Origin of the sequence: Streptomyces sp. CB02366 (genome assembly GCF_001905905.1) — a bacterium.
Lineage (GTDB): Bacteria > Actinomycetota > Actinomycetes > Streptomycetales > Streptomycetaceae > Streptomyces.
In genome coordinates, this window is record NZ_LIVT01000002.1 from 342098 (window position 1) to 363167 (window position 21070).

2 protein-coding genes are annotated in these 21070 nt (G+C 73.8%); both read left to right on the forward strand.

What is annotated here, in order from left to right; genetic code table 11:
* Positions 1-21: 21 nt before the first annotated feature.
* Positions 22-19263 (forward strand): glycosyltransferase, encoded by a 19242-nt coding sequence (locus AMK24_RS07120; RefSeq protein ID WP_073766191.1) that lies wholly within the window; start codon positions 22-24, stop codon positions 19261-19263.
* A 74-nt stretch (positions 19264-19337) separates the two neighbouring features.
* Positions 19338-21047: a hypothetical protein gene (locus AMK24_RS07125; RefSeq protein WP_143203693.1), complete on the forward strand. Its 1710-nt coding sequence runs from the start codon at positions 19338-19340 to the stop codon at positions 21045-21047.
* Positions 21048-21070: the final 23 nt, after the last annotated feature.

Below are 21070 nucleotides of genomic sequence, written 5' to 3' on the forward strand. Positions count from 1 at the left end.
CCGAAGGCGCGGCACCACACCATGGCCATCGAGGTCCCCGAAGGCTGGGCGACATTCCTCAAGACCCTGACCGGGATGCCCTTCCCGCAGGCGAACGAGGACTCCTTGCGGCTGGTCAGCGACGACTACCGGCTGATGGCCGAGAAGTTCCAGGAGGTCGAGGAGCTCCTGCGGCAGGTCGTCAGCCGGGTGGACGAGGACTTCGAGGGGCAGACCGCGACGGAGTTCGTGGCGTACGCGCGGCAGTTCGTCGAGAGGACGAACGGCAACCAGAGCATCCTCGACAGGGCGTACGAGGACGCCCTGAAGCTGTCGAAGAACGCTCACAAGACGGCCGCCGACATCGAGTACACCAAATGGATGATCTTCGGCCAACTGGCGCTGCTGGTCGTGCAGATCGCCCTGGCGCAGGCGCTGATGTCGGTGACCGCCGGGCTGTCGGAGATCTGGGCGGCGGCGGCGATCGGCGCGTTCAAGGCCATGGCGCTGCTGATCCTCAAGTTCCTGGTGGCCCAGATCATCATGCAGACCATCACCGGTCTCGTCGGTGGTCTGCTGCTCGACAGCATCCTCCAGCTCACCCAGATGGGCCGGGGCGACCGGACCGAGTGGAACACCGACTTCACCAAGGACGCCGCGAAGTTCGCGGTCATCGGGGGTGTGCTCGGCGGGCCGTTCGCCCTGCTGGGCGGCGCGTTCGGCAAGCTGCTCGGCAACCTGGGCGGCAAGGGGCTGGGCAAGATCCTCGGCAACGACGCGGGGAACGTGCTGGCCAAGGGCCTGGCCGGCGGCGGCAAGGGCGTGGGAGCCGGAGCCGGCAAGGGCGGTGGCGCGCTCGGCAAGGGCGCGGGAGCCGGAGCGGGGCGGGGCGCGGGCGGCGCAGGAGCCGCAGCCGGAAAGGGCGCCGGTGGCGCAGGAGCCGCAGCCGGAAAGGGCACGGGCGGCGCAGGAGCCGCAGCCGGAAAGGGCACGGGCGGCGCAGGAGCCGCAGCCGGAAAGGGCACGGGCGGCGCGGGAGCCGCAGCCGGTAAAGGCGCGGGCGGCCTGGGCGAAGGCGTCGGCAAGGGCGTCAGCGGTGTCGGGGACGGTGTCGGCAAGGGCGTCAGCGGTGTGGGTGACGGGGCGGCCGGGGCCGGCGGGAGGTCCGGGGCGGGCGCCGCGGGCAACACGATCTCGGAGACCTCCGCCCGGGAGCTGGGCGAGCGCCTGGGCAACATCATGGGCCGCACCAACGAGTCCCTGAACCAGCTGGGCGCGGACGGCGTGCGGGGCGCGGCCGCCGGAGCGGTCGGCCGGGAGGTCGTCAAGGACTTCGCCAACGCCTTCGAGAAGCATCTCGGGGGCGCGCTGGGCAACGAGACCGCCAAGAACCTGGGCCGCGAGTACGGCGAGGCGCTGGTCAAGAACTGGGCCGGCAAGGCCGACTGGCAGGGCCTCACCCACGCGCTGGACGACGCGCTGAAACCGTTCGTGAAAGACCTGGGCGAGAGCGGCGTGCGGGCGCTCTCCCACGACCTGCCCGGCTCGTTCGTCCGGACCGTCGGGGGAAACCTGGGATTCCACGTCGGCAACTTCGTCGGCGAGATAGCCGGTGATTCGGCCCACGCCGTGGTCACCGAGGGCATGTACAACCTGATCTTCGGGCCCGACCACACCTTCACGGTCAGCGGTTGGACGGCGGCGGCGGGCGCCGCCGGCGGCATCATGGGCCGAGGCGTGGCCCACGGCTTCCAGTCGATGCACAACCTGGTCCAGGGCCCCCCGGCCGCTCCGCCGCCGCGCCCTCCGGCCTTCTCGTCCGACGCCCCCGCCCCCTCGGCCCCCGCGCCCCGGCCCAGCACCGAGTCCGGGCCGACGGTGCGCGACGGCTCCACCACGCCGAAGGACGACGCCGACAACCGCACGCTCACGGACTCCGGCTCGGAGACCGAGAGCCTGTACTACCTGGACGTGGACGACCTCTCGGACAGCGGGACGCTGTACGCGAAGGACGACGACGGGAGCGGGGACGCCGCCCCGACCGGCCTGCCCACGGCCTCCGCCCCCTCCTTCGCCACCAGCTCCGACGGCGCGGACTTCACGAGCGGCGGCGACTCCACGTCCGGTCCGAACCGGAGCGACACGTCCCACGGGAACGACGCCCCCCACGGGAACGACAGCCCGAGCGGGAACGACGTCCCTGCCGGGGGCGACGGCCGGTACGGGAACGACGTCCCGGGCGGGAACGAGACCCCGAGCGGGAACGGCCGCCCCAACACCACCGACAACTCCGGGTCCGGCGGCGGCACCGACACCGCCCCCGGCGCCGGCCCGGGCGAGCCGTCCGGCCCCCGGTCCCCCGCGCCCGAGCCCTCCGTACCGCCGGGCACGGTGTCCGAGCTGGACCTCCTGCTGAACAGCCTGCCGGACGTACCCGACGCCCCGCCGACCTCCCAGCCCGACCCGGAGCCGGTCCCGGGCCGGGCACCGGAGGACGTGACGCAGGACCTCACGGACCCGGAGTCGGTACCGGCGGACCTCCCCGACGTACCCGACACCCCGCTGGGCCCGGTGCTGACGCCACAGGAGCAGCGGTTGCTGGCGGATCTTCCCCCCGTACCGCAGAACAGTCCCGCACAGCCGTCCGGCGACGGGCCGGGCGCGTCCTCGTCCGGCGGCCGGACCGGTGGCTCCGAGTCGGGGAACCGGACTCCGAACGACCCCGACCAGCTCCTCCGGGAGCGCCTGGACCGGCTCAAGAACCAGCAGGACACGGACCCGGACCCTTCGGGTGCGGATCTGGCAGCCCGGCTGGCGAAGCTCCGCGAGGGCGGGTCCGACGACCTCGGCAGGCCCGCGCGGGTGGACGAGCTCCGCGAGCAGTACCGCGCGGCCCTGGACGAGGAGGGCACGGACGGACCGGACCACGACGGGACCGCGCTCCCGTACAACGCCACGGGGGGCGCCGCGACCCCGCCGCGCCCCGTCCCGACCGTCTCGGCGACACCCAACTCCGGCAACGGCAGCGCCGGTTCACGCCCCCAGACCCCTACGGGGGCCGACCCGGGCGGGCTCGACGCGCCGTTGCCCGACGTCCCCCAGGGCCCCCCGGGCTCCCGGCCGGCCCCCGCGGACGGGACGGACCTCGTCCTGCCCGACGTACCCCGGCACGAACCCGGCGCACGGCCCGGGACGGGGCGGACCGAGAGCGAGGGGAACGGCACGGACACGGACGACCCGTCGAGCCCGCCCCGTACGGAGTCGGCGGACGAGCTGCCCTTCCCCGGCGGTTTCGACGACGGGGGCGACCTCGACGCCCTGCTGGCACGCCTCGACGGGACCGGCGTCCTCACGGACGACCCGGTGAGCCGACTGGCCGACCTGCCCGACGTACCCGACGCCCTGTCCTCCGCCGAGCAGCGCAGGCTGGCCGCGGACGTGAGGCGGGAGACCGACGCCCTGCTGGCGGACGCGCGGCGGGTGGGCGTCGACCGGGAGACACGGCAGCGGCTCGGCGAGCGCATCCAGGACGACGTCCGGGCGGGCCGGCACGCCGACGCCGCCGAGGGGCTGCGGGAACTGAGCGACCTCGTCGCCCTGCACGGCCTCGGCGAACGGCTCCAGCAGTTCCGCCGCCACACGGACGGCGGATACGAGGGGCGCGCCGCGCAGTTGGGCATGCGCCGTACGGAGTGGCTGCGCCATGCGCTCGGCATCGAGGAGGCGGCGCTCAACGGCGATCCGCGCCGTACGACCCGGCTGCTGGACGATTTCGAGCAGCGGCTCGGCGCCCTGGGGGCCGAGCTGAAGGACCGCGCCGACCACTCTCCCGAGGCGTTGGAGAAGCGGATCGCCGACAGCCGGCGGGCCGACGCCGAGGACGCGGGCATGGACCGCGAGCGCATCCGTGCGTGGGAGGACCGTCTGGAGCAGGCGGCGACGCCCGAGGAGCACCACCGGTTGCAGGTCGAGTACGCCGCGGAGAAGGAGGCGACGCGCCGACTCGCCGAACTGCGGGAGCTGGGGGCGTCCGAGGCGGAACTGGCCTCCTGGAAGAGCCGGTTCGAGGGGCCGGGGCGCGGACCCGACCTCGACGCCCAGTACGAACGCCGCACGGCCGCCCTCAGCCGTGAGGCCGATCTGGCCGCGCTCCAGGGGCGGTTGGACGCCCTGCGCGAGGGCGGGCCCCAGCAGGAGCCCGCGCAGCCGCCGCCCCCGGCGCAGGGCGGGACCGGTGACGCCTCCCCCGCCGGCGGCCGGTCGGACGACTCCGGCCCCGCCCCGGACACCGACGCGGCGAACGACCTGGCGGACCTGGACGCCCGGCTCGATCGTCTGTTCGGTGGCGAGGACCATGCCGGGTTGTCCCGTGAGGAACAGCGCCAGTGGGCGGACCGGCACGCGCGGGCCGAGGACGACGCGGCGCGGCAGGAGGTCGAGCGCGCCCACGCGGACCGCATGGCGCAGGTGGAGCGCGAACGGCGGCTGAGGACCGTCGCGGACGGCGGCCCCGAGGGGGCGCGGCGCGGTCCCGACCGCCAGGAGGCGTGGCAGAGCAGGCTCGACGAGGCGGCGGACGACCCGCAGGCCCTCGACCGGGTGCTCGACGACTACGACGCGGAGACGGAGCAGCTGCGGCGCGAGGGGAAGGAGCGCCTGGAGCAGGAGTTGCGCGCCCCGGACCGTCTGCGGGACCTCGACCGGCGCATCGACCGCTCGCTGGACCGGTTGCCCGAGGAGGTGCGAGCCCGAGCCGCCCGGGACGCCCGCACGCTGGTGGAACGGCTGCGGGACCTGGCCGCCGTCACCGAGGAGGCCCCCGCCCCGAAGGCCGACGACGTCGTACCGGAGAAGGACGCCGACGCCCGGGACACGCAGCTGCCCCGCCCGACGTCCGTGCCGGAACCGACGCCCGTGCCGCACCGGGCGCCCGACCCCGCCCCGGCGTCCGCGCCGTCCCCGGACGCGCTCTCGGACTTCCCCTCGTCCCCGGCGCCCTCTTCGGACTCGTCCCCGGCGCCGACCCGCTCCCCTTCCCCGTCTCCGTCCACGTCCTCTTCCCCGGCCTCTTCCTCGTCCTCGGCTTCGTCCTCGGCTTCGTCCTCCCGTACGAACGCCGGCGAAGGGGGCGGCGGCGGGGGAACCCCGCGCCCCGCCGGTTCCGAACGGAGCCGGCGCGGTTCGGTGTCCTCCGACGACCAGGTGATGGAGACCCCGCGGCAGCGGAACGACGCGAGGGCGTCCGAGGACCGGGACGACCTCAGCACCCACACCCGGGACCACGACGAACTGTCCGAGCGGGAGAACCGCCGCGTCCCCACGGAGACTGAGGACGACGCGCTGCCGCCCTCCACGTCCCAGCGGGACGGCGACGCCCCTCACCTCTCCGACGACGCCGAATCCACCGCCTCCGCGCCCAAGGACCCCGAGAACACCGAGGCCTCCGAGAGCGCCGCGGACTCCGGGCGTCCCGAGCACGCCGGGGGCCCGGAGAACACCGGGAACTCGAAGAACCCGGAGAACCCCGAGAGCCCGGAGAGCCCGGAGAGCACCGGCGGTCCCGCGCAGGGGAAGGGGGCGTCGCAGGACGGCGACGGGTCCCAGGACGCGCCTTCCGGGAACGACCACCGGCCGGGCGGCCCGTCCGAGGAGCGGCAGCCGGGGCTCTCGGCGCGCGACACGGCTCTCAACGCCCTCTCGGCGGACGAGTTCGAGCAGCGCGTCTACCGCGCGCGGCGCGACCGGCCCGACCTGACGAGCGACGAGGCCCTGCGCGACGAGGTGTACCGCCGGATCAACGACCCCGGCGTGAAGGTGGAGAAGGAGGTGTCCCTCGCCGCTCCGCTGCTGACCGAGGGGGTGGAGCCGCCGCCGTCCGGGCGGTCCGGCACGTTCGTGACGTTCGACGACCAGGCGATGCTGCCCGCCTCCCTGCGGGGCCACGGGCACGGGCACCTCACCCTGCGGGGCGTGGACCGGCTGGTCGACGCCCTCACGATGCGCTGGCGTCTGCACCCGGACGGGATCGCGCAGGTGAGGCTGGTGCTCACCCAGAGCCCGCACACGCTGCTCGGCCCCCGGACGTTCGTCCTGCCGACCCTGGACGGCGGCCACCGGGAGGTCAGCCTCTCCCTGGACAGCTACGGGGACTGGCGCCGCTTCGCCGAGCCGACCCCCCTGGCCGTCCCGGATGACGAGGCCCAGCCCGTGCCCGCGACGGGCGAGGACGGTTCCCCCACGGTCACCACCACGCCGAAGCCCTCCCCGGCGCCCGCTCCCGCGTCACCGGCGGAGGGGTCCGGCGCCGCGACCGCCCCGAAGACCGACGCCACCCCCACGCCCAAGACCGACACCACCACCACGCCCCGGACCGACACCTCCGCCACCACACCCAAGACCGTCGAGGTCACATCCGACGCCACCGCCCCCAAGACCGACGCCTCCGACTCCGACGCCGTCAAGGCCGCCGAGGACGAGACCGCCGCCGACGCCCCCGTCAAGGTCGAGACCGAACTCCGCACCCGCCCCGGCACCACCGAGACCAAGACGCTCGGCACTTCCCGCGCCTTCGGGCTGGCCGTCCCGATCAGCGCCACCGGGACGCCCTTCGGCGCGCTCGGGTCCGTCTCCCTCAGCGGACGGCGTATGGAGGCCTCTTACACCTACACGCAGGAGAACCGCGCCCAGACCAGCGTGACCACGGTCGGCAAGGACGGCAGCCACCTCCACGTGAGCGACCTGCACATCGTGGCCGAGTCCGTGCGCGTCTGGGACAAGAAGGGCCGTGAGCTGCCCGCCGACCGGCAGCAGCCCGGCACCGCCGGCCGGCAGCACTACCGCATCCGGGACGGGGTCGCCTGGCGCGTCCCCGACAGCGTCACCGACCCGGCGATCCCGGACCGGCTGCCCACCGCCTTCACCTTCGCCCCCGGCGCCCGGCCGCACCTGCTCGCGCCGCTGAGCGTCACCACCAGAACCCGGTTGCTGGACTGGGCGCTCAGGAACTTCCCCGAGGCGGTCCCCGGCAGCTTCCTCCGCCGCCAACTGGCCGACCTCTTCGGGGAAGAGAGCCTGCGCACCATGATCGCGCAGAGCTCCGGGGAGACCGTGGTCACCGCTCCCCTCTTCGCCGGCCTGGGCGGCCGGTCGCTGGGCTCCGTCGAACTGCGGCTGGTCCCGGTCGACGCCACGCTGCTCCAGGCGTCCGACAAGACCGAGGTCAAGAAGGCCGACGCGCAGCGCTCCACCGGCACCACGGAGAAGAAGAACACCCAGGGCATCGGGATCGGGCTCACCGCCGGCCCCCAGTTCGGGCTGATCCCGGGCTCCAACGCCCTGAACCTCCAGATCGCGGGGGCCGTCGGCCTGACGACCCAGCGGGCCGAGAGCAGTTACAGCGGCAACACCGCCGAGTCCGTGCGCACCCTCAACAGCCGGGGCCACTCAGGGCTCTACGGCGTCCGCTTCCGGCTGGAGGTGCGCCGCCAGGGCGGTACGTGGGAGTCGCCCGCCCCGAACCGGCGGGAAGACCCGGCCCAGGGAGGCGCCCCGGCCGAGGACGACACGTTCCTCACCGCCACCGTGCAGCTCCCCCGGGCCGACGCGCGCAGGCTGGCCGGCTGGGACGACGGCACCGCGCCCGTCCCGGACGCCGAGGCGCCGCCCGCGCCCGCGTACCTGACCCCGTCGAACCCGGCGACGTTCGGCCTGCACGCGGTCGTGGACCTCGCGCCGGTCGGCGACGCGCAGGCGCCCCCGCCCCACACGTCCCTCACGGACGCGCTGGTCGACCGCATCCAGGCCGGCCTGCACCGGGCCTACCCCGACCTCGTGCTGCCGCCCGGGACGAACACCGCGCCCGCCGACGCCCGCCCGGGGGGCGGCGACCGTACGTACAACAACGCGGTGCGCAACACCCATCTGCTGCGCCAGGCACTCGCCCGTACGGTGCTGGAGGGCTCCCTCGACCGTTTGACGAGCACCGGACTGCGCATCCAGCTCGAACAGCTCGGCACCCTCAACAAGCGGTACGTCGTCGTCACCGTGCGGGCGCAGGCCACGGACCGCCGGTTCCTGGGCACCCACCACGATCTGGGGCTGGCCAACAGCGTCCTCTCCACCCGCCGCGCGGACAGCGCGACCACCCGGACGCACGGCTGGTCCATCGGCTTCGACGCGGGACTGACCGGGCTCGACCGCTTCGGCGGCTCCGGGAGCATCGGCTACCGGTACGGCAAGCAGACCGCGTACGGCATGACGTACGGTCCGACGCTGACCCCGGACGGCGGCATCACCAGCGCCGGATCGCAGCACCTGTGGTCGTACCACCTGGACTTCACCGCGGAGGCCACCAGCTTCACCCGCCCGCGCCAGACCGCCCGGACGATGTCCGGCGAGCTGCTCGGCACCCGGTGGTTCGTGAAGCAGGACGCCGGAACCGTCGACCTGCTGCGTACCGGAGAGACCGGACAGACCGGGCAGACGGGCGCCACCGCCCGGCCCCCCGTCGCCGGGCGGGTCACCCTCGCCGTGCCCGCCTCGCTGTCCGTGCCGTCCGCGCTGACCGTCGACCCGCCGCGGACCGCACCGGCCGCCACGCCGATGACCCCGGCCATGGCCGAACTGCTCTCCTCCGGGAAGCCCGTCCCCACCGGCGCCTGGACGTCCCACCCGCTGCTGGAGGGGCTGCACTCCGTGCAGAGCGTCACCTCGCCGCAGCTCGTGCAGCAGCACCTCAGGGAGCTGCTCGCCACCGTCTCCGGCGGCTCCTGGGTCTACGGGAACGACGGGACCCCCGCGTCCGGGGCGCTCGCCGAAGCCTTCGCCGTCGGCCGCAACGAAGCGGACTTCAGCGACGCGGCGCAGACCGGCAAGCACGTCAGCGACCTGTTCGGGCGGACGGCCGTCACCGACATCACCGCCTCGGTCAGCGCCTGGCCGCAGCTGCGCAGGCCGCGCGTGGTCGCGGTCGTCGACTCCAGCGACCTGGCCCTCTCCGCCGTCGGGTCGGGGACCAGCGGGGCGGGGCACTCGGTCGCCGGGGTCGCCAGCCACACCGTCTCCCTCCTGGGGGCGTTCCGGGCCAAGCACACCGACACGTTCCAGACGGCGGGCCTCTACGGGGCGACCTGGACGCCGTACCAGCGCACCAGCACCACGACCGAGGCCGCGACCTTCTCCGCGAACCCGGCCCACACGGTCCAGTACACCGGGCCGATGGCCCTGGTCAGCGCCGACGTGGCGTGGCACCTCGCGGCCCGTTCCCAGCCCTCCGGCCTGCTCCAGGGGCCGATGGAGCTGGCCCGCGGACGGAAGCCGGCGGGACGGATCGTGGAGGTCCCCGACGGTGTGCTCGTCTGGGTGCCGCTGGCGGAGGCCCGGAAGGCCGGGCTGTTCGACGACGGCCTCACCCCGCCGCCGCCCACGCGGCTGTACGCCCCCACCGACGCGGCGGCGCACGGCACGCTCACGGTCGGCCGCATCGACATGGCCGCGGCCATCGAGGCGTTCACGGACCGGCTGCTCACGACCCTGCCCCAGCACAAGAGCTGGCTCGGCCCGAAGAGCCTGCTCGCCGACCAGCTCGGCGGACTGGCACGGCAGATGACCGCCCTGTCGCCGTCCGGTATGCGCGCCCTCCAGACGGGCATGGAGAACGGCGGAACCTCCCTGCGGCTGGCCCGGAACAAGATCGGCCCGTCCAAGGACGCCAGCCTCACGGTGACCCTGCGGCGCACCGGCTTCACCCCCGGCCCGCTGCGCCACGACGTGAAGCCGACGATCGCCCGGCCCACGTCCACGGCGGAGACCGCCACCCAGAAGCTGGCACGCGGGTACGAGGCCGGGTACCGGCTCTCCGAAGTGCCCGGCGTCCAGAACGACCCGGTGGTCCGCAACGGCGGCTTCACCCTCGACGACAAGGCGGGGTCCTCCCGTTCGGCCTCCCTGGCGCACGCGGTCACCGACGCCGTCAGCGCCCAGGTGGCCTTCGAGGGGCCCGTGGTGACCGGCCGCACGACGTTCGAGGCCACCTTCACCCTGGAACTGCCCGACGGGACGGTGGTGACGCACACGCAGAGCGTCGGCGACGCCGAGGTGGTGCTGCCCCTGAGCCTCGCGCGACCGGGGACGACGACCGCGCCCACGGCCACCGGAACCACCGCTGCCGGTGCCGCCCCCGCGACCACCGGCGCGAGCGCGACCACCACGGCCAGCGGAGCGGCCGGCGCCACCGCCACGACCGCCGCCACCCCTGCGACGGCGTCGGCCGGGACGTCCGCGTCGAGCGCCGTGCGGCAGGCCCCCCGCCCGATGCTGCTGCCCCCACGGCAGCCGGGGGCCACGGCGTCGCGCGACCTCGGTTCGGCGGGCAGGAAGCTGTTCGCCGCCGGCCCGGAGAGCGTCGTCGTGACCACGGTCGGCGGCATCACGGTCCTGCGGGACGCCGCCGCGTACGCCCTCGACACCGCGGTCAAGGGACGCGGTACCAAGAGCGGCGGCGCGACGCCCATGCCCACCGACGCCCACGGCCGCTACGTGCGGAAGACGGCGTTGACGCGGCCCGGCACCGCGGCCGGGGAAGCGCTCAAGGGAGGCATCAGCACCGACGTGCTGAGCGCCTACCTCCCGCAGATGATCCACGACCACCTGACCGTCACCCTGCACGACACCACGTCCACGGTCGGCGGGACGGACGCCGTCCTCACGCTCTCCGCCGACATCGACCTCTCGCAGGCCGAACTGCTGGCGGTGGACGCGCAGGCGGGGCTCGGCGGCAGCCGGCGGACCTCGGAGAACGACACCTACACGGGCGACACCACCGACAGTCACACGCCCGCGATGACCGTGGGTCCGGCCTACCAGTCGCAGCCCCTGGTCCAGAGCACGGCCGCCGTGCCGGGCTGGGCGGACTCCGACGCGGCGGGCAGCGCCGCCGACCGCCGGACCTCCGCGCTGACCACGCTGAAGCCGTTCGCCGGCGGCGCGGTGCTCGTCCAGGCCCCCCTGCACGTGGTCCAGACGGCGAAGGCGTCGCACCGGGTCGCGGACCTGCCGATCGTCCCGGCGCCGCTCAGGCCGGGCTCCCGGCCGCCGGTCACCGTCGAGCACACGGTGCCGGGCGGGGTGACGATGTGGGTGTCGTTCGACGTCGCGAAGAAGCACGGGCTGCTGCCTCCCGAGGTCGAGGCGGCGGCGGGCGTCGTCAAGGAGCAGACCGAGAAGTACGTCGAAGCGGCCAAGGAGGCGGGGACGGCCGAACGGCGCCTGCGCGCCCTCGACAGCGAGGTCGCCGCCCTCCGGTCCCGCCTCCGCGACCTGCTCAGGACGCAGCCGCTCCCCGGAACGGAGGTGGCCGCCGCGCGGGAACACCTCGCCGCGGCCCGCACCCGGTACGCCGAGGCCCAGCGGGACCTGGCCAACCACCGGCGCGATCTCGCCACCGCCGAACAGCACCTCGCCGAGGCGTCCGAAGCCGCGTGGCAGGCCGTCGAGCACTACACGCTCACCGGTCCCCGGCCCGCCGGCACGCCGCCGGCCCCCTGGACCGCCCCGGACACGACCGCGAGCACGACGACGGGTTCGGCCGCCACCTCCGGGGAACACCCCGCCACGGTCCCCGGCTACCCGCCTCTCTCCGAGCTCCTCGCCGACTCCACGCCCCACACGGGCCCATCCGGCGGCCCCACCGCCACGAGCGCCACCGCCACCCCGCAGGACGTCCACGCCCGTACGGAGTTCTGGCTCGGCGAGACCGGTCCGCTGCCGGGCGGGGAGGCCGTACGCCGGGAACAGGCCAAGGCGGCCGCCTGGGCGGAGCACCTGCGGGCGGCGGACGCGGCCTACCGGGCGTCGGTGGAGGCCGTGCGGGCCGCCCGGCAGGAGCTGGACGCCGCCCTGCTGCGGGAGGCCCGCAGCGGGAAGACGGCGGCTCGGGACGCCTCCCCGGAACGGTTCGACGCGCTCGGGGCCGACGTGCGCACCGCCCGCACCGCCTATGACAAGGCGGTGGAACGGCTGACCGCCCACTACCGCGAACTCGGCCTCGTCCGCGCCGGTTTCGACGCCGTGGACACGGCCGTGCGCCCCCTCCTCGCACCGCGCCCCGAGAACAGCGCCCCCCTCGTCGTCACCCCCTGGCACCCGGCCCCGGAGCCCGAGGGGTACGTCCGGCCGACCGACACGCCCGCCCCCGACCCGTACACCTCCCAGGGCGAGGACGCCGAGGGCCGCCCGGTCACCCTGACGGACCCGGAGGGCCGCGTCCTCCAGCTCCTGGAACCGCCCTCCACGGGACCGGCGCACCTCGACCGCGGCACGAGCTTCCACCGCTCCCTCCTCGACGCGGTCGAGCGCGCCCACCCGGGGCTCCTCGCCGGGCTGGGGCTCCACGCCGCGGGCCGGGACCTCTCCGCCGCCGACGTCCAGCACCTGAGGCAGCGCTTGGCCGACCGGCTGGCGGCCGACCGCGACGAACTCGGCCCGTTCCTCGCCATCGACCCCCAGGAGCGTTTCACCGCACAGGAGCTGGCCGACGCGGGCATCGTCCTCACCCCGGCGGAAGCCGCCGAGCACACCGCCTCCCGCCACCGCCTGCCGGACACGGTGGCCGCCCGGCTCACCCCCGGCCAGCGGCTGGAGCTGGCCCGCACCACCCTGCTGCGCCCCGGCGACCAGCAGATCGGCGACCGCAACGACGCGGGCTGGAACCACTCCGCCGGGGACCTGGCCGCCCTGCTCGCGGCCCGGGTGCTCGGGGTTCCGGTCACCGTGGTGCACGCGGACCTGAACCACCTGACGTTCATCCCGGCGGGGACGGGCACGGCCGGGTCCGCCCGGTCGGGCGTGGTGCTGCACCTCGCGGACGGCCTGTACCGGCCGGCCGTGCCGGACACGACGGACCCCCTGCTGCTCAACACCGCCCCGGAGATCACCGGGCAGCGGGACCCGGCCGAACCGGAGACCACCGAGCAGCCGGCCGGGGCGGCCCCCGCCGAAAGCGGCTCGACCGCGCCGCCGCGCTCCGAGGGCCCGACCTACTACATGGGCAGCGGATCCGGCCCGCTCTCGCCCGTGCCCAAGCAGATCAACTTCATCTGGCTGGGCGGCGAGTTGACCCCGGCCGCCCGCGCCAACATCGAGAGGTGGGGGGCCAAGGCCCGAGCCGCCCAGTGGAAGCTGACGATCTGGACGGACACCGCCGCCGCCCGGAACAACGAGGCGTTCCTGCAGGAGTCGGCGGAGACCGGAGTCGCCCAGCACGGCAAGGTCAAGTCCTTGTTCGCCAAGGACAAGGTCCCTCTGTGGCAGAAGAATCCGCTCTCCAAGGCGCAGACCCTCTACGAGGCGGCCCTCGACCTCCAGAGCTTCGCGATGGCCTCCGACGTCGCCCGGTACGCGCTCCTCCACAAGCACGGCGGGGTGTACCTCGACGTGGACCTGGGGCCGGGAGCCGTGAACCTGCGCCCCGAGGGCGTGATGATGCCGATGGGCGACGACACCCTGCCGATGTTCGGCCCCCTGCTCCAGGACCTCGGCAGCGTACAGAAGAAGCTCAAGCTCCCCGAGGGTTCCGTGCCCACCCCGGAGCAGATCCAGCAGGCCGCCGAAATGGCTTACGAGGACGGGGACTTCGGGAACCACTTCATCATCGCGCATCCCGGAAGCGCCTTCATGGAGCAGGTTCTGGGGAACCTCCCGGACTACAACGTCAAGGACAAGCTGACCAAGGGCTACCTCGTGGCGGCCATGAAGTCGAAGAACGTGGCCAGCAAGACCGGGCCCCTCTTCCTCGTACGGCAGTTCATGGAGCACGCCACCAAGTTCCCGGCCCCGGAGGCGGCCGCGGTGTCGGGCGACGCACCGGCCGCGGAGAGCGACCGGGCGGCGGGCAAGAAGAAGTTCGCCTCCGCCCCGCACAACCGGTACCGGATCCGGACGGAGGACTGGGCGGACTGGACCCGGTTGGAGTGGCTGACGCCGGAGAGCGAGCACCAGGAGACCCCCACCACCACGTCCGCGCCCGCCCGGCAGGGAACGCTGGCCAAGCGCCTCGGCGGCACCCTCAAGAAGCTCAAGGACGTGTCGACGTGGGGCGGCGGCCGGTCCGGTTCGAACCCGACGCTGCCGAACGACGGCACGGTGCTGACCGGCTTCGACCCCGTGCCGGACCAAATCGACCCGCACAGCGGGACGGCGAAGGACGAACTCGTCGGCAAGGACGGCCGGAAGGTCTCCTTCGAGCGGATGCGGCAGAGCCTCCGGACGATCAAGGACGCCTCGGGCGAGGTCATCGGGTACGCCTCGCACAGCGACAAGGACTGGGCCCCGCGCAAGGACTTCTACGCGAACTACCGCGCCGGACAGGACGCGTACCTGGCCTACCGGCCGAACGGAGACGGCACGTTCACCGCCGTGTCCGGGGATCCGGCGGCCCCCCGTACCGTCCCCTGGCGCACCACCGCCGGGGCCGCCGGCACCGACAGCGCCTCGGGGCAGGGGCAGAAGACCCCCGGCCCGGTCTTCTTCGACGCGCACGGCTCCCGGCACGGCGTCAAGCTCCACATCGACGGCGAGCTGCCGCTGGAGGTGGACGGCGCCCAGTTCGCCCGCTTCATGGAGACGCTGGCCGACCCCGACGGGCCGCCGGCCCCGGTGGTGCTCGTGGCGTGCGACACGGGGACCGTCCGCTCCTCGGACGGCAGCAGCGTCGTCAGGGACGCGGCGCGGGCGGTGCCCGGACGCCGCTGGTACGCCCCCGACGTCGCGGTCGGCCACGTGAGCAAGCCGTCCGGAGCGGTGGGCGAAGCCACCGGCGTACTGGCCCTGCTCCAGGACGGGGCCACCGGACGCCCGGGCCGGTGGGTGACCGCCGGTGAACCCGACGCGCTGGACGCCCTGCTCGGGCAGGAGGGCGGGGGCGGCGACACGGTCGTCGGCGGCGGGAAGAGGTCCGCACCCGGTACCGGCCCGGTGCGGAGTCCGGACGAGCTGCTGGTGAACGTGCCGGACACGGACACGGCCACGCGGCAGGGCGCCGAATCGTCCAGGACAGCGGACGACGGCGTCGCGCCGGAACAGAAAGAGGGCTTCCACCAGCAGAGCGCACAGCTGTGGGACCGGATCGAGGGGATCGAGCCGCTCGCCGAGGACACGGCGTTCCGTCAGGGCGTGGACGCCTGGCTGAAGACCGTCGAATCGGACCTGGAGATGGCGCTGGCCGGGCGCCCGGGCAGGAACGAAGTCAACGAGTCCGCCATCGCCGCGATCATGCGGGGTTTCCGGTCCGACAAGGTGATGGGCCACCAGGTGAGTTACCTGTGGTTCCTTCGGCAGCAGGAGACAGGGGGCTTCGAGGGCGTCCTGCCGACGCGCGCCGCGGCATCGGCCGAACACGGCCAGATCTGGTCGAAGTTGGGCCCGGCCGAAGCGATCAGCACGGCCAACGTCGGAACCGGCGTGGCCTTGGAATCATCGGTCCAGGGCTACATCTTCGACGGTCTCGGATTCGGACTCCCCCACTGGGACGACTCCCCGACCATGGCCGAACTGTGGCGCCAGTTGTCCCGCACCTACGCCCAGGGCCTCACCAGCCGGGTCACCGCCCACGTGCTGGACGGAATCCACGACAGCAGCGTCCTCACCACCACGGAGTGGCCCGAGGCCAAGAAGCGCATCGAGAGCGGCGAAATCGACGGCCTGGACGTCGTCGTCTACACAGCCGTTCCCGGCGAGGAGCGCCACGAGCTGAAATATGTGGAGACCGTCACGGTACGGACCCAGGAAGAATTCGACCGGCTTCCCCGCGTGCCCGACACCGAGGAATGGCGAGAAAGGCAGCGGCAGGTCGACCTGGAACAGAAGGACGTACTGAAGGAGATCTACCAACGCGAGCTCCAGGTCAACCTCTTCAGCTCCTACGCGAAGAAGGCCCTCGGTGCGCAGGGCGGCGAGGACAGAACCCGCCTGCGCCCCCCGCGCGCACGGAACAACAGCATGACCGACGACGGGGCGAACCCCGGGGACGGCCCCGACGTGCTGCGGGGCGCGGATTTGACGCTGAACACGCTGAACACGCTGAACACGCTGAACACCGAGTCCGCGCAGATCGCGTCCGCCGATCCTCCCCGGCTGGCGGTGGGCGGCTACCAGGGCGAAGCGACGTCGATCCCGAAGCGTCTGAACTTCATCTGGCTGGGCGGCGAGATGACGGCCGCCGCCCGTGAGAACCTCCGGAACTGGGCGGAGAAGGCCGAGAACTCCGCCTGGGACATGCGTGTCTGGACGGACGAGAAGGGACGCGCCGCCAACAGCGGCTTTCTGGCGGAACTCGCCGGGCACGGGGTGGCGAGCCCGTCGGTGGCCACCGTGTTCGGCCCGAAGCAATTCTTCCGGTACACGGACCCGGTGCTGTCGCGGGCCGGAAACCTGTACGAGAAGGGCCAGGAGCTCCGGAGCTTCGCGCTGGCCTCGGACGCCGCCCGCTACGCCATCCTCTACCAGCAGGGGGGCGTGTACCTGGACGTGGACGTGGCGCCCGGGAACTTCGTACTGCCGGCCGGCGGCGTGCAGATGCCTTCGGGCGACAACCTCCCCATGTTCGGGCCCCGGCTGCGCGACGCGGCCAGTGTCCTCGGCACGAATCCGCCGCCGGACGCGGCGATCACCCTCGATGCCGTCCGGGCCAAGGCCGTGGAGATGTACGACAGAGGTGAACTGGGCAACCAGTTGATCGCGGCCCACCCGAACAACCCCTTCCTCGGCTACCTGCTGACGGAACTCGTCAAACTGAGTTCCCTGTCGGGTCTTGAGCGGGGCATCAAGCTGGACGAGATCAAGCAGCGGCAGGTTGCGCACATCACGGGGCCGACGTTCATCGACGGTCGGCTCAACGACTACAACCGTGCGTGGATGAGGAGGAACGACACGGCGAGCTACGGAGAGACGAGAGGCGCCGCCCGGTTCAGGCCCACGGAAGCGGCGCGGAACGTCTGGATCGACCTGGCCTGGGTGACCCCGGAGAGCGAGAACCAGGAGACCGCCTCCCTGCATGGGACGGAGCAGCCGGCGGAGGGGACGCTCACGCGTTCGGGCACCATGCGGAAGAAGTTGAAGAAGTTCGGCGACAGCCTCACCGGCACGTTCCGGAGCAGCCACCGGGAGGGCGGCGACGACGCCGGCTCGTCCTCCGGAACCCGGAAGTTCTTCTCCAACAGCCGGACCGACTCATCGGCAGGAGAGGGCCCCCTCCTGCACTCGGCCGCCTCTCTGCTGACCTCTCCGCCCGCCGGGGCGACGCCGGACGCCGTGCTCACGGGCAAGGACGGGCGCCAGGTCTCCTACGGCCAGGTCTACGAGGGCCTCACGGTGATCCGCGGCGCCGACGGCCGGACCCTGGGCTACGCCTCCCACTCCGCGCAGGACTGGGCGCCCCGGCGGGACTTCTACGCCGCGTACCGTCCGGACGAGGCCCTGTTCGCGCACTACCGGACCACCGAGGACGGGGACTTCGTCCTCGACACCGACAGCACGACGGACTCCCCCGCCGGGGAGGTCCCCTGGCGCACCGGCGCGGCGGCGCGGGACGCGCAGGAGCCGGTCACCCCGTTGTTCTTCGACGCCCACGGCACGGAGGACGGCGTCGAGTTCCCTCTGGCGGGCGCACAGCCGCTGGTCGTCGACGGCGCGCAGTTGGCACGCTTCATCGAGACGCTCAGAGACCCGGCGCGGCCCCCGGCCCCCGTCGTCCTGGTCGCGTGCGAGACGGCGAAGATCCGCAGTGGCGACGGCAGCAGCGTGGCGCTGGACGCCGCCCGCGCCCTGCCCGGACGCCTCTGGTACGCGCCCGACACCGAAGTGGGCCACGCCACGCCGTCCAGCGGTTCCGGGGGCGCCTCGGGCGTGCTGGGCCTGCTCGCGGACCCGGTGGCCCGGCGGCGCGGCGCATGGGTCGCGGCGGGCGAGGGGATGGCGGCCGACGCCGTCACTCCCCCCGCCCCCCGGGCGGAGGCGGAGCGCCCTCCCCTCTCGCTCGCGGACATGATCTTCGAGACGCTCAACTCGGCCTCGCCCAGCAGCGCGGAGCAGGCGGACGCCGCCCCCCCGGCCCCGAGCGACGCGGAGACCGGGCAGACGGAGCCCGCGCCACCCGCGCAGGTCCAGGCGGCAGCCGTTCAGCCGGCCCTCGGTCGACCGCTGAACATCACCTTCAAGGAGGGCGAGGGAGACGGCGCGACCCTGCGGGAGCTGGGCGCCGACGACGAGCAGGGGGTGCGCGCCTACGTCATCACCTCGCACGTCAAGGGGGACTACGACGCGATGCGGCTCATGCTGCACCGGTTGGGGGCGTCGGCCCCTCCGCCGCCCTATCTGGAGGAGCTGCGGGCGCTCGCCGACGAGTTGATGACGTCCAGCGAGCCCGCTCCCCCCGTGCCGACGCAGCTGCACTTCATCTGGCTCGGCAAGGACCTTCCCGCGGACGCGCTGAAGAACATCACCGCGTGGACCGCCAGGGCCCGCAGGGCCGACTGGACGGTGAACCTGTGGACGGACTCCCGGACGAGGCTGAGCCCCACGACGCAGATGAGCATCAGGTTCACGAAGGGACTCACCCGGATGCAGCTCGATCCCGTCATCCATGAGGACTTCAAGAAAGTCTTCGCGATCGCCACCGACCCCACGGGCGGGACCCAGGCGTACGCGTTCGCCTCCGACCTGGCGCGGTACAGCGTCCTGAAGCAGTACGGCGGGGTGTACGCCGACGTGGACCTGGGCCCCGGAACGTTCGAGTTCTCGGCCGTGGAGGCCCCCCGGCTCCGGCAGAACGACGTGCCGGTGCTCGGCCCGCTCCTGCGTGACCTGCGCGGGCTGGACGGGATCCTCCAGGAGGTCGCGGCGCGGGAAGGCGTTCCCCATGTGCCGGTGGCCGGGCAGCCGACCAGGGAACAGGTCGGCCGCGCGGTCGGCTTCCTGCTCGACACCGGCGGTTACGGCAACCACTTCATCACCGCGCAGAAGAACGCGCCCTTCATCGACCGGCTCATCCAGAAGATCGCCGGAACACTCTCCATGTTCGAGGACGCCGAGGAGATGAAGCAGGCGGGTGCGGCGGCCACGGGGCCGTTCCTCCTGCTCCAGGTGCTCAATGAGCACCTGGAGCAGGAGTTCGGGGTGAAGGACCCGGCGCGCGGCGAGTTCGGCCACTTCCAGGGCCAGGGGAGGCACTTCCACGAGCACCTGGACTGGCTGACGCCCGAGAGCGAACACCAGGAGTCCGAGCACCCGTGACGGCACGTCATGTCGCTCGGCGCGGAGGGGAACCGAACCCGCCCGGCGGCAATCGAAGAGGGCGAAGAAGACCCATGGCAGGAAACGAGAGGCGACCTGTGAAGCAACAGCGGTCCAGCGAGGAGAGCGAGCCCGGCGACGTCCGGGAGGCGGCCTCGGGGGAAACGGCGCCGGACAGTGCGCAGGGCTCAGGTCCGGGGAGCATAGGGGCCCCGTCCGCACCGCCGTCCCGGACGGCGACGCAGGGCGGGGACGTCCCGGTCGCCGGCGACGGGGACGGCGGTGGCGCGCGGACGCCGACCTCGTCCACACCCGGCCCGGAGGAGGCCGGGGAGCGGGAGGCCGGGGCCCCGGCGGCGGCACACGCGGTCGGCGTCTCCATCGGCAGGACCACGTCCGGGCCCGAGGAGGAGCCGGGCGGCGGGGAGGCCGCGGTCGCCCGGGAGGAGGCGGAGCCGGCGGCCGGCGGGACCGCCGTGGCGGCCACCACCGCGACGACCGCCGCCGAGGGCGCGGCCGAGGAGAAGGCCGAGGCGGAGGCGGCGTCCCCCGAGGCCCCCGCGGCAGCCGTGGTCGCGGCCGGTGCGTCCGAGGCCGCGGCTGCCGCGGAGCCGGGTTCCCCGAAGACCGGGACGGCGTCCCGGGAGGCCGCCGGGACCACCGGCGCCGAGGCGGCCGCATCCGGCGCACCGGCGACCGCGACCGCCACCGCCACGGCCGCCGCCGCGAGCCCGCCCGACGGCCCCGCGGCGGAGGGCGGTGCTCCGGAGCGCCCCGGCCGGGTGTCGCGTCCCATGGTGGTGGCCGCCGCTTTCGCGGGTGCGCTGCTCCTCGGGGCCCCGTTCGTCGTGGCGGCCGCCCAGAAGGACGACGTCGAGCCCACCCGCCGGGCGGCGGCGGCCGCGTGGAAGCAGGCCGGCCAGGAGGGCGGGTACGTGCCGGGCACCGACCCCGCGGGCCCCGACGGCGTACGGGTTCCCGGCGCCCCTCGGGAGGGCGCTCCGCCGGTCCGGGGCGACAAGGGCCCCGCCAACCACGTGGGCGCGGACGCGGGCGACGGACCGCGGCGGGCGAACGGTTCCTCCGGGGCGAAGGCCGAGAAGGACGGCGACGGCAAGGGCGCCACGGGTACCGGGACGGCGAAGGGCTCCACGGACGCGGCCGGTTCGACGGAGAAGAGCGGTTCCGGGGCGAAGGCTCCGGCGGCCGGGGGCTCGGACGGCTCCGCCAAGACGCCCACGACGGACACCACGCCCCAGTCGCAGTCCAAGTCGACGTCCACCGTCGTGTACAGCGGGGTGTCCGGCCCCGAGTGCCCCACCCAGCGCTTCCAGCGGGACGGCTACTACAGCGACGGGAAGGAGGGCTGGGCCACCCACAGCGGCGGTTTCGGCGGTTACGGCTGTGCGGGCAAGTACCTCTCCATGCCCATGTCCGGCAGCTCCTCCAAGGACTCGGGCGGTTCGGCGACCTGGCTGTTCGACCTGCCCGACTCGGCCAGGAAGTGCAGCATCTCCGTCCATGTGCCCGGCAGTTCGGACGTCGTGCGGGTCGGCGGCGACCCGAGCTACTACACGGTGTACGACCGGTTCCTGCCCCGGAGCGGCAACCTGGTGGGCTCCTTCTACCTCAACCAGCAGGACCGCCGGGGCACCTGGTACAACGTGCCGGGCACGTTCCCCATCGAGGCCAAGAAGCTCTCCGTGCGCATCCACGACCGGGGCCGGGACAGCAACTACGAGCACCACGCGATATCGGCGATCAAGGCGACCTGCACGAGCTGAGCAGCAGGCGCGGACGGCGCGGA

What these genes read in the sequence shown, in the direction of transcription:
- AMK24_RS07120 (WP_073766191.1), top strand. Translation starts at nt 22, where the DNA reads ATGGCCATCGAGGTCCCCGAAGGCTGGGCGACATTCCTCAAGACCCTG.
- AMK24_RS07125 (WP_143203693.1), top strand. Translation starts at nt 19,338, where the DNA reads ATGGCAGGAAACGAGAGGCGACCTGTGAAGCAACAGCGGTCCAGCGAG.